Below are 11838 nucleotides of genomic sequence, written 5' to 3' on the forward strand. Positions count from 1 at the left end.
TTTCTTCGGAGGCGGGGTGAGGGTCAGGAGTCGAGCCGCTGGAGGGCGTAGCGCACCTCGTGCTGGGCTCGCTCCAGTGCCGCGGCACAGTCCTCGGGGGTGTCGCCGACCGCGATCAGGGCGGCGAGGCGGGGCACTATGCCGTGCGGCGGCAACCGCAGGACGGTGCCGGGCCCGGCGAGGGCGACGGCGTCGGCGATGCCGGGGCAGGCGGCGGCGCCGCGCACGTCCAGGGAGCGGACGACGGCGTCGTATTCGGGGTAGAGGAAGCGGACCTCGGCGCAGCGGTCCCGGCTCGGGGTGAGGGCCGGGGCGCGGCCCAGTGCCAGGGCGGCCGCCGCGGCGACCTGGTCGACACCGGTGGCCAGTTGTCCGAGCAGGGGGATGAAGTCGCCGCCCAGACGGCCGTTGACCTCGACGACGCGGGGGCCGGCCGGGGTGAGGCGCAACTCGGTGTGGGTGACCCCGGTGCGCAGTGCCAGGGCGGTGTGCGCGGCGGTGACGACCGTCTCCACGTCCAGGGCCCACGGCTCGTGGCGCCAGGGAGCGACGAGGTGTCCCACCTCCTCGAACGAAGGGGCGAAACCGAGGCGCTTGCGGGCCACGTTGACGACGCGGACGACGCCCTGTTCGACGACACAGTCCACACTGATCTCGGGGCCGGTGAGGTACTCCTCCACGATGGCCCCGGCGAGGGCGTCGATGCCGGGGAAGGACGAGGTGCCGGCGCGCTCCCAGGCACGCTCCACCTCTCCCGGGGTGTCGGCCAGGGTGACGCCCACCGATCCGGCCTGGGACCGGGGCTTGACGACGACGGGCAGGCCGAGTTCCTCGGCGGCCAGGCGCGCCGCGGCGCGGTCGTGGGTGTGGCGGAAGCGAGCGGAGGGCACACCGGTGGTGGTCAGGATGCGGCGGGTGGTGAGCTTGTCACGGCACGCGCGTACCGCCCGGGGGGTGAGGTGCGGCAGGTCCAGGCGCCGGGCCACCTCGGCGGTCGTCTCCAGCAAGGTCTCGTCCCAGGTGAGGACGGCGCCCGGGCCGGGACGTCCGGTCAGGAGACCGGCGACGGCGGCGGTGGTGGCGTCGGCGCCCGATGTGTCGGCGGCGAGGAACCGGTCGCCGACGTGGGCGCGTTGCCAGTCGGGTTCGTGTGGTTGGACCAGTGCCGTCTCCGTCGCCGCGGCCAGCGCCTGGAGGGCGTACGCGCGGTACGGCGGATTGCCGCAACCGACCAGGACGAGCCGGGGCGGCGCGGCGGCGTCCACCGGCTCGCACTCGAGGACCGTCTGTCGCGCGGTGCGCAGCACGGCGGCCTCGACCTCCGCGGAATCGGCGCCGGAGAAGCGGAATCGGACACCGGCGTGCTCGTAGCCGCTCCGGTCCATCGACCGGCCCACCTCCGGTGCCCGGTGGGCGTAGGCACCGGAGTCCGGCACGTCGACCGAGGTGACCCGGCAGGGCTGGGGCACCGACGGCGGCACCAGCAGCCAGCCGCCCACCCGGTCGCCCGTGGGCAGCGCGGCCGGGGTGGGGTCGGGTGTGCCGGTCTGGTGGGCGAAGGCGGCGGCCATCAGATCGACCCCGTGCACCTCGCGCCAGACGAACGGCACCTCGGCGCCGCCGGGTCGGGCCCCCAGTTCCAGGACGGTGAGCTCGCCGGTGTCGCCGAGGAACAGTTCGAGGTGGAAGACGGTGGCGTGCGGCAGGAGAGCGGCGACGGCCTGCTGGGTCAGGGCGCCGACGCGCTGGAGGAGGGCGGCGTCGTCCAGTTCGACCGAGCCGAGGGCGTCGCCGGTGGTGAAGTCGAGGCAGGTGTTCAGGTAGCGCGAGGCCCGCCAGACACCCAGCCGCCGTCCGGTGTAGACGCCGTCCACGTGCAGGATCTCGTCCGGCAGCCAGGGCTGGACGATCATGTCGATGCCGGCGGGGAAGGTGTAGGCGGCGAGTTGGTCCGCCGTGTCGATCCGGGTGACGTGCGAACTCGCCGTGCCGCGCCGGGGTTTGACCAGGACCGGCCAGCCGTGGACCGCGGCGAAGGCGTCCACGGCGGTGTGGTGCGGCGCCTCGGCGGTGGGCGGCGCCGCCACCCCGGCGCGGGTCAGCCGCCGCGCCATCAGGAGTTTGTCGCGGACCGGCCGCAGCTCCTCGACTCCCGGGCCGGGCAGGGCGAATTCGTCGCGCAGGGTGGCGGCCAAGTCCAGGTCGGTCTCCTGGAGCGCCACGATCCGCGTCGGCACACCGATGTGCTCGACCAGGGAGCCCACCGCTTCGCGTACCGCTTTTTCGTCCTCCGTGCTGTCCACCAGCCGCACGGCGGCCGCCAGTTCGGTCGGGAGGTGGTCTGTGGCGAGTTCGGTGGTGATGTAGCTGACGCGGTGTTCGGTGTGGTCGAGGTAGGCGGCGTAGTCGGCGTACCGGTCGGTCCAGCGGTGGATGACGATGACGTGGTCGGACACGGGATCTCCTTGGCGCGGGCGTACGTTCGCTGGACGGTCGAGGCGGGCGGGTCCGCTGGACGCGGCGGGGCCGGGAGTCAGCGGCCGGGCCGCCGTGCCGCGGCGAGCAGCGTGTCGTGCAGCTCCCACAGGAGGTCGGCGCACACCTCGTGCCCGATGCCGGCGGCGGTCAGGCGCACCGACAGGGTGCTGCCGCTGTCCGTCGAGCGTGCGTAGCAGCGCGGTCCGAGGGTGGTGAACGGCGTCTCACGGTCGAGCGTGGCCTTGGCGTGGTCGCCACCAGCCTCATCCGCGTCCCCGTCCCCGTTCTCGCCCGGGGGCAGGGTGACGTGGTTGAACGCGCAGACCGGGCTGGGCGCTTCGGGTATCCCGGCACGCAGGGCGGCCACCTCGTCGACGTCGTGCATGCCGTGCCGGACAGCCGCGAGACTGCTCCAGTGGACCCGTCGGGCGAGGTCCACCAGATCGGTGTCGGTGTGTTCGACGAGAGCCGGCACCCACTGGTTCATCGAGGAGACGAGATCCTTCCACCGCCCGGCGAACCGGTTGGCGCTCATCAGCTGGACCAGTGCCGAGGTGGCGCCGCACCGCCGGGCGACGACCGTGCTCCAGGCCGCCAGGACGGCGCTCGCCACCGATGCCCGCGCCCGCTCGGCCACGGTTCGGGCGGCGGCGAGGGCTTCGGGCGAACGCAAGGTCGCCTGGACGACTTCACCGGCGTTCTCACCGGTCTCCGGCAGCCGGGCATGCGGGGCCCGTGCCAGGAGCTTGGCCCAGTGGTCGAGAGCGGCTTGCCGACGTCGCAGCCCGTCCGGGGCGTACTGCTCGCGCGCGAGGTGTGCGGGACCCGGCCGCTCGGCCACCGGATGCGTTGACCCGGGCCCGGCCAGCTCGGCGAGGAGTTCTCGGCGCAGGAGCTCCTGCGCCCAGGCGTCGGCCACGATGTGGTGCTTGACGAAGAGCAGGTGCGCCACGCCGTCCGGTCCTGTGGCCAGTTGGGCTCGCCAGGCTTGTTCGCGGCCGAGGTCGAAGGGGCGGCGGGCCAGTTCGAGGGCGGCGCCGCCGTGGTCCGCGGCGGTGGTCACCGGGAGATGCGCGGGGTCGGCGCCAGGTGGTTCGACCCACTGGCGCGGGTTGTACGGGTCACGCAGGTCGTAACGGGTGCGCAGCGAAGGGTGGCGACAGGCGAGGACGGTGAGTGCCGCCGCCACCTCGGGGGCCGTCGCCCCCGGCGGCAGGGCCCACACCGCGGCATTGTTCGGCTCGTGCCGGCGGCCCGACGGGAGGTCGCGGATGTCGTGCCAGACGGAGAGCTGGCCCAGCGAGAGAGGTTCCGTCGCGGTCATCCGCACTCCGTTCCCTATGGATTCCGGCATGTGGAATAAGTTTTCCGTGCAGAGCCCAAGCTGTCATAGGGAGTTGAGATGTGTCCAGGCCAATTTCGAGGGGCCGTCGACGGCGTCGCGACGATGGAGGTGGCCAGTGGCGGCCGGTTGTGAGAGTGTTCTGAACTGTCGAAGTGGAATCATGTTTCCGTGATGCGGAAATTGACGTATCGGTGGTGCTCGCTGCCGCGCCACCCCGCCGGAAGGACCTCGTGACCGTGTACGACGAGCAGGCCGCCCACCCGGAGGCCACCGGGGAGTTCCTCCACGACCTCCTGCTCGACCCTCGACGGCACACCCCGCACGACCCCGCGGTAGTGGAGCCCACCGGCTCCGGCGCCGTCACGGTCACCACGTACGCCGAACTCCGCGACACCGTGGACGCCTACGCCCGCCGGCTCATGTCCCTGGCCCTGGAGCCCGGCGCCCGCGTCCTGCTGGAGGCCGAAGCCGGGGCACAATCCGTCGCCGTGCTTCTGGCCTGCTCCCGCGCCGGCCTGACCTTCGTCCCGGTCAGCCCGGAGACGCCGCAGGAACGCCTGCGCGGCCTGATCGACGCCGCCCGCCCCGCCCTGCACCTCCAAGCAGGCGCCGGCACCCGCACCGACCTGCCGGCCGGCCTGGGGACCGCGCGCTTCGACAACGGCACGCTCACCGTGGAACAGGCCCCGCAGCCCACTCGCCCCCGCCGCCACACCCCGAGCGTGACCGACCCCGCCTACATCGTCTTCACCTCGGGAACCACCGGCCGCCCCAAGGGCGTTGTCATGAGCCACCGCTCCGTCACGGCCTTCTACCGCGGCATGCTGGCACACCGCATCGCCGCCCCCGGCGACCGCGTCGCCTCCACATCCCCCCTGCACTTCGACTTCTCCCTCCTCAACATCGGCCTCGCACTGGCCAGCGGCGCCGCCGTCGTCCTCGTACCACAGCGCCTCGTGCGCTGGCCCCGGCACTTCCTGCGCGCCCTCGCGGACACCGCCGCCACCCACGTCAACGGCGTCCCCTCGATCTGGCGCCAGGTCCTGCGCCACGAACCCGCCCGCCTCGCCGCCCTCGACACCCTGCGCTCCGTCCTCTTCTGCGGCGAGGAGTTCCCCCTGCCGGAACTGCGCCGGCTGCGCGAGCTACGCCCCGGGCTGCGGATCGTCAACTGCTATGGCGCCACCGAGTCGATGGCCTGCTCCTTCGAGGACGTCCCCGACCCGATCCCGGCGGACCTGGAGCGCCTGTCGATCGGCCGCGCCCACGCGGGGGCCGAACTCCTCCTCGTCGACGAGGAAGGCCAGGTCATCGACGGTCCCGGCATCCCCGGCGAGATGTACCTGCGCAGTCCCGCCCTGTTCACCGGCTACTGGGACGACCCCGAGGCCACCCGCGCCGCCCTGGTGCCCGACCCGCTGTGCCCCGAGTCCGGACAGACCGTGCTGCGCACCGGCGATCTCGCGGTACGGGGGGCGCGGGGCGAGTACTACTTCCTGGGCCGCAGCGACTCCCAGGTACAGATCAACGGCAACCGCGTCGAACTCGGCGAGGTCGAACGCCGACTCCTGCAGTACCCCGGCGCCACCGCCGCGACCGCCGTGCCACTGCCGCTGCCCGGCGGCGGATCCCGGCTCGCCGCCTTCGTGGTCCTGTCCCCGGAAGCCACCACCCCCGTCCGGGACGCCGACGGCGCCGCGCCCCAGCCCGACGACATCTCCGGTGTCCTGCGGGAGTTCTGCGGACGCGCCCTGCCCGCCTACATGGTGCCGGTCGAGATCCGCCTCCTGGACGCCCTGCCCACCACGCCCAACGGCAAGGTCGACCGGGCCGTACTCACCGCCACGCACTGACTCCGGCGCATCCGCCGAGCCCGTCCCCCGCGCGGGCCCCGTCGTCACCGAGGAGACCCATGCCCGACACCGCCACCCCCCACCGGGCCCGGCTGCGGACCCTGGTCCGCGTCCGCGTCGGCGGGCTGCCCGGTCCCTTCTGGGTCCTGTGGTCGGGCACCCTGGTCAACCGACTCGGCGCCATGGTCAGCCCGTTCCTGAGTCTCTACCTCACCCAGACGCGCGACGTCCCCCTCGCCACCGTCGGGCTCGTCCTCACCGTCGTCGGCGTCGGCTCCGTCATCTCCCAGCCCCTCGGCGGCCTCCTCACCGACCGCCTGGGCCGCCGCGCCGCCCTCACCGGCGGCATGCTCGCGAACGCCGCCGCGCTCCTGCTCCTCGGCCAGGCCCGGACCCTGCCCGCCATCACCGCGGCCGGCCTCGCCATCGGCGTCACCGTCGACCTCTACCGCCCGGCCGCGCAGGCCCTGGTGGCCGACGCCGTCCCCGCCGCCGACCGCACCCGGGCCTTCGGCCTGCTCCTGTGGTCGGTCAACCTCGGCTTCTCCGCCGCCATGGTCCTGGGCGGTCGCCTCGCCTCCCACGGTTTCCACCTCCTGTTCTGGGTGGACGCCACCGCGTGCGCCGTCTTCGGCCTCCTGGTGTGGTTCGCCGTCCCCGAGACCCGCCCCGCGTCCCCCGGCCACGTCACGGGCAGCTACGGCACGGTCGTCGCCGACCGCGTCATGCTCGCCTTCGCCGGTGTCGTCGTCATCTACGCCACCGTCTTCCAACAGGCCTTCGCCACCCTCCCCCTCGCCATGGCAGGCCACGGCCTGGGCGGCAGCGCGTACGGGGCGATCATGGGCGTCAACGGCGTCGTCGTCCTCCTCGTCCAGCCCCTCATCGGCCATCGCCTGGCCGCCCTCGACAAGAGCCGGGTGCTCGCCGCCGGCTTCGTCCTCGCCGCCGCGGGCAACACGCTCGTCGCCACCGCCGCCGACCTCACGGTGTACGGGCTCGCCGTGGCGGTGTGGAGCGTCGGCGAGGTCCTCGTCTTCGGTGTCACCGCGGCGATCGTCGCCGACCTCGCCCCGCCCGCCCTGCGCGGACGTTACAACGGCCTGCTCGGCATGGCCTGGGGCACCGGCTTCCTCCTCGCGCCCCTCGTCGGCACCCGGCTGCTCGCCGACGGCGCCCCGGTGCTCTGGCTCTGCTGCGCGGGCCTGTGTCTGCTCGCCGCCTTGGGTCAACTGGCACTCGCACCGTCGATCCGGGCCCGCACGGAGGTCGGCTCGAAGGAACCGGCGACCGCGCAGGCGGGGTGAGCGGCCGCGGGCCCCGGCTCCCGGGAGCCCACCGCCCGCTCACCTCAGCTCGACCCACGCAAAGCCCCGACGCGACACCCGCTACCGAAGGAACCGAGCATGGCACCCGGAACCGACCCGCCCACCGCCGAGAACGCGCGCGCTCCCCGGCTCCTCGTGCTGGAGGCCGGTGTCTCCGCCGGTGAGCCCCTGCTGCGGGCCGCCGCAGAGCTCGGAGTCGAGACATACGTCGTCACCCACCCGCACATGTACGCGGGATACCCGCCCGAACTCAGGCGACTGATCGCCGGCACCATCTGCCCCGACTTCACGGACCCGACCGCGACCTACGACCAGCTCACCGCCTTCTGCCGCCGTACCGGGATCGACGGCGTCGTCGCCTGCTGGGAGTTCCTCACCCCGCTCGCCGCCCACCTCGCGGCCGGCCTGGGCCTGCCCGGGCACGATCCCGCACGGGCTGCGGCCTGCCGCGACAAGCGCCTGATGTCCGAGGTCTTCACCGCCCACGGCATCCCCGCCCCGCGGACCGTCGCCGCCCGCGAGCCCGCCACCCTCGCCCGTCTCGCCCGGGAAGCCGGGCTCACCTACCCGCTGGTGGTCAAGCCGGCCGAGAACGCCGCCTCGATCGGCGTCAGCGTCGTGTCCGGCCCCGCCGCCCTGCCCGACGCCGTCCGCCGGGCCGGAGCCGAGACGCATAAACTCCCGCACGGCATCGCCCTCGACACCACGCTCCTCGCCCAGGAGTACATCGAGGGAGACGAGTTCAGCGTCGAGACCGTCGTCGTCGGGGGTGAGGTCCACCACCTCGCCGTCACCGAGAAATTCACCACCGGCGGCACCGACCGCGCCGAGACCGGCCACACCGTCCCCGCCACCCTCCCCACGGCCGTCCGCGAGTCCCTCCTGGACACCACGAGCCGCGCGGTCACCGCCCTCGGCCTGCGCGACGGTCTGGCCCACACCGAGATCAAGGTGACTCCCCACGGCCGGCCCCACGTCATAGAGGTCGGCGCCCGTCCACCCGGCGACGGCATCATGCGCCTGGTCGCCGAAGCCACCGGCGTCGACCAGGCCCGAGCCTGCGTCGAGACAGCCCTCGGCATCCGCCCCGACCTCACCGGCCACCACGACCGCGCCGCCGCCGTCCGCTTCCTGCTCGCACCACATGCCGGCACCCTGGGCAGCATCGAGGTCCCACCCCGGCGCGGCCACGTCCAGGACGTCACCGTCACCGCGGCTCCCGGCGACACCCTGACCGCCCCCCACGACAACCTCCAGCGCCTGGGCCACATCCTCCTGCGCGGAAAGACGGCCGAAGAGGTCAACGAGGCGGCGGCCCGAGCGATGGCGCGGGTACGAGTGGTCATGGCGGCGAGCGACTCGGCGTGAACGTCACCCTCGAGGGCGACGAGCCGCAGAGACGACTCGAATGCCTCCGAGGGGGCGTCGGGCGCCCCATGCCCTGACTGAGGAAGCCGCTCGCGCGACCGGCAGCGATCGACGTCGTCCAATCGGCACTCGGTGCGCCGGGGAGCGCCGGGGGCGCTTGGACGCGGTCGGTGTCAGGCCCCGGTGGTGGGTGTTCGCACAGCGTCCAGCCGCTGGCGGTGTTCCTCGCTCAACTTCGTTGCCGCACGGGCCAGCGGGAGCGTGCCGCCGCTGGGCTCCGGCGCACACTGCGCGCCGGGGGAGAGGAGCGGTGCCGGGACGGCGGACGGAGCGACACCGCGCTGCGAGGGGGCAACGGCGGCGCCGGGTGGCCGAGCGGATGACGGCGACGACGAGCCGTGATCGTACCGGTACCAGTGATGCCGGAGGCCGCGCGTCCGCTGCCGCTACGGTCAACCACTCGACGCGGCACGCCAGCCGTGCCACCGGCGAACGGCGATCACGAGCGCCGGACCGGTCGGCGGTCGCTGCCGGTACGGCGCGTACTTCTCCCGCAACAGGGCGACGGCCGCCGGGTACTCGCCCCCGGTGCCGGGCGGCAGCACACGGGCGTCACCGTCCGCACGGACCCACCACAGCCGCTCCCAGTCCTCGTCGTACGCGTCGACGAGCAGACAGACAGCCGGGTGGGCCGCGATGTTGTCCAACCGTTTCAGCCGCTGCGACCTCTTCGGCTTCCAGTCGACGGCGGTGACGATCTCCTCGCCGTAGACCGCGAAGACGACCGGCACCAGGTGCGGGCGCAGACCCGCGTCCACCGTCGCGAGCCGCGCCACACGTGCGGTCGTGAACCGGCGGCGCGCCTCGTCCTCGTCCATGTCCGGCACGGTCAGCTCCGATTCAGCGGCGGCCGCGAGTCGTCACCGGTGGCCGGACGTGGCCTCGGCCAGGTCGTCCAGGGTGCGCAGAGTCTCGTCCTCCGGCAGGGTCGGCAGGTACAACAGCACGCGTTCGACGCCGAGTTCGACGTAGGTGTCCAGCGCCTCCCGGTCGTGCCGGCCCGCGTACACCACGACGGACGGGCGGTCACCGGCCGTCCGCCGCATACGCGCGATGCGTTCACCCAGCTTCTCGAGCGGCAGATCGCTCGGCATCCACGCCGCACCGTACTCGGCGACGCGCTCGAAGGCGCGCTCACTGTCTCCCCCCACCCAGATGGGCGGATACGGCTTCTGGACCGGCTTGGGCCAGGCATACACGGGGTCGAAGTCGACGAAGTCGCCGTGGAACTCGGCTTTCTCCTTGGTCCACAGCTCGATCATGGCGCGGATGCGTTCGTCCATGAGCCGTCCGCGGACCGTCGGATCCGTCCCGTGGTTGCGCATCTCCTCGCGGTTCCAGCCCGCGCCGACCCCGAACACGGCCCGGCCGCCGGAGATCAGATCGAGGGAGGCGACCTGCTTCGCGGTATGGATCGGATCGCGCTGGACCACCAGAGCGATGCCGGTGCCCAGGAGCAGCTCGCGGGTCACCGAAGCGGCAGCGGCGAGTGCCACGAACGGGTCGAGCGTCCGGTAGTAGATCCGCGGCAGTTCACCGCCTCCCGGGTACGGGGACTCTCGCTTGACCGGAATGTGCGAGTGCTCGGCCAGCAGCAGGGAGTCGAACCCGCGCTCCTCGAGGGCGGCCCCCAACGCCTTGGGGCCAATGCCCTCGTCGGTGACAAACGTCGACACTCCGAACTTCATCCTCGACCACCTCGTCTCGTCGGCACGCCTGCTGTCAGTGTGACCCGGCCGGTCGCCCCTCGACGTGTACGACGTCCTGCGGCGTGGCGTCCGGATCCCGTGCGAGCATCCCTGGTCACCGCGGGCTCCCCGGCGGAGCGGGACGACGCGGTGCGGTTTGTCCGCGAGACCCTGTTTGATCACCTACGTGACTCTTCCCAAGTAGGTCGACCTCAGGCACGAACCGTCGTCGGGGTGGCGCAGCGCCCCGACGCCGGAAAGACTCCGGTGAGCAAGCCATCGGGAGCGCCCGTGTCGGACACGGGCCACGCGGAAGGAAGCGAATGGGCCTCGGCCGGATCATCCCCCCTCAAGGGTCCCCACGGACCTTGGCTCTGGCACAGTTGACCAACTCGGTGGGCGACGGCGCCTATTACGTCTGTTCCGTGCTGTACTTCAGTCGGGTGATCGGGCTGTCGCCGACGCAGATCGGCGCGGCGCTCACCGTCGGATGGGCGCTCGGCGCGGTCGCCGGCGTCCCGCTCGGGCATCTCGCCGATCGGCGCGGACCGCGCGGCATCGCCATCGTCATGTCGCTGGCGACGGGAGCCGCCATCGCCTCGCTCCTCTTCGTCCGCAGCTATCCGGCGTTCCTGGCCGCGGTGTGCCTGTACACCTGCTGCCAGTGCGGTCTCGCGGCAGCCCGGCAGGCCCTCCTGGCAGCGCTGGTGGAGCCCGCCCGGCGCACCGAGACACGGGCCTATCTCCAGTCGACGGTCAACGCCGGCCTGGCGCTCGGCGCGGCCCTCGGCGGCATAGCCCTGGAGATCGACAGCGAAGGCTCGTACCTCACCGCGTTGGCGATGGACGCGCTGACCTTCGTCCTGGCGTCCGCCGTGCTGTGGCGGCTGCCGGTGCCGAACACCGGGCAGACCCGGAGCGAGGACCGCCCTGCTGGCTCCGGCCTGACCGTGTTGCGGGACCGCCCCTACGCCCTGGTCTCGCTGCTCAACATGGTCATGCTGCTGTACATGCCGCTGCTGAGCGTCGTGCTGCCGTTGTGGATCGTGGAGCGCACCGAGGCACCGGGCTGGACCGTGTCGGCGTTGCTCGTGCTCAACACGCTCACCGTGGTCTTCTTCCAGGTCCGCATGGCCTCCCGGGTGACCGGTCTCGGGTCGGCATCGCGCGCCGTGCGGCACGCGGGCATCGTGATGCTGCTCGCCTGCCTGTGCTTCGCGCTGTCCTCGGCCGGCGGGTCGACCTGGCTGCCGCTGCTGGTGCTGCTGGTCGCGGCGTGCGTGCAGGTCTTCGGCGAGATGCTGCTGGGCTCGGGATCCTGGGAGATCGGCTTCGCGCTCGCTCCGGCCGACAAGCAGGGGCAGTACCAGGGCTTCTACGGCGCCGGAACCGCGGTGGCGCGGCTCATCGGACCGCTGCTGCTGACCACTCTCGTCCTCTCCTGGGGCACCGGCGGATGGTTGGTTCTCGGCGCGCTGTTCCTCGCCGCGGGCGTCGCGATGGAACCGGCCGTCCGCTGGGCTGCGGCCGGCCGCGCGGACGGCTCCCGGGAGATCACGAGCATCGAGTCGCGGCCGGCGGAAGAAAAGAGCCGGGTACGCGACTGAGCCGCGACGGCACCGCGGGCACCCGTGTAAGCCGGCTTGCGGAGGCCGGTAGGGGCCGGCTCCCGGACGTCCACCCTCATTCCCACGTCCTGACCCCTGTGCCCGGCATCG

At 72.9% G+C, this 11838-nt stretch carries 8 protein-coding genes; 4 read left to right on the forward strand and 4 right to left on the reverse strand.

What is annotated here, in order from left to right:
• Positions 1-23: 23 nt before the first annotated feature.
• Together ACIBA9_RS04300 and ACIBA9_RS04305 are read right to left on the reverse strand one after the other, a co-directional pair.
• Positions 24-2456 carry an ATP-grasp domain-containing protein gene (locus ACIBA9_RS04300; RefSeq protein ID WP_399359785.1) on the reverse strand — a complete coding sequence of 811 codons (2433 nt, stop codon included), beginning with the start codon at positions 2454-2456 and terminating at the stop codon, positions 24-26.
• A gap of 77 nt (positions 2457-2533) precedes the next feature.
• On the reverse strand, positions 2534-3802 hold the full coding sequence (locus ACIBA9_RS04305; protein WP_399359786.1) for a condensation domain-containing protein: 1269 nt from the start codon (positions 3800-3802) through the stop codon (positions 2534-2536).
• Between the two features lie 251 nt (positions 3803-4053).
• Between ACIBA9_RS04305 and ACIBA9_RS04310 the strand changes: the two genes are divergently transcribed.
• From ACIBA9_RS04310 to ACIBA9_RS04320, 3 genes are all read left to right on the forward strand, one after another.
• Entirely contained in the window at positions 4054-5676 is a 1623-nt protein-coding gene (locus ACIBA9_RS04310) for an amino acid adenylation domain-containing protein (protein ID WP_399359787.1), read from the forward strand.
• A gap of 59 nt (positions 5677-5735) precedes the next feature.
• Complete coding sequence (locus ACIBA9_RS04315) at positions 5736-6983, forward strand: MFS transporter (RefSeq protein ID WP_399359788.1); 1248 nt, start codon at positions 5736-5738, stop codon at positions 6981-6983.
• A 99-nt stretch (positions 6984-7082) separates the two neighbouring features.
• Positions 7083-8372 (forward strand): ATP-grasp domain-containing protein, encoded by a 1290-nt coding sequence (locus tag ACIBA9_RS04320; protein WP_399359789.1) that lies wholly within the window; start codon positions 7083-7085, stop codon positions 8370-8372.
• A gap of 452 nt (positions 8373-8824) precedes the next feature.
• Here ACIBA9_RS04320 and ACIBA9_RS04325 read toward each other — a convergent pair whose 3' ends face one another.
• Entirely contained in the window at positions 8825-9259 is a 435-nt protein-coding gene (locus tag ACIBA9_RS04325) for a TIGR03668 family PPOX class F420-dependent oxidoreductase (protein ID WP_399359790.1), read from the reverse strand.
• 33 nt (positions 9260-9292) lie between these two features.
• Positions 9293-10120: an LLM class F420-dependent oxidoreductase gene (locus ACIBA9_RS04330; protein WP_399359791.1), complete on the reverse strand. Its 828-nt coding sequence runs from the start codon at positions 10118-10120 to the stop codon at positions 9293-9295.
• A 368-nt stretch (positions 10121-10488) separates the two neighbouring features.
• Here ACIBA9_RS04330 and ACIBA9_RS04335 point away from each other — a divergent pair, with 368 nt between their 5' ends.
• Positions 10489-11727 (forward strand): MFS transporter, encoded by a 1239-nt coding sequence (locus ACIBA9_RS04335; RefSeq protein ID WP_399359792.1) that lies wholly within the window; start codon positions 10489-10491, stop codon positions 11725-11727.
• Positions 11728-11838: the final 111 nt, after the last annotated feature.

It is taken from the genome of Streptomyces sp. NPDC051452 (assembly GCF_044454765.1).
Lineage (GTDB): Bacteria > Actinomycetota > Actinomycetes > Streptomycetales > Streptomycetaceae > Streptomyces.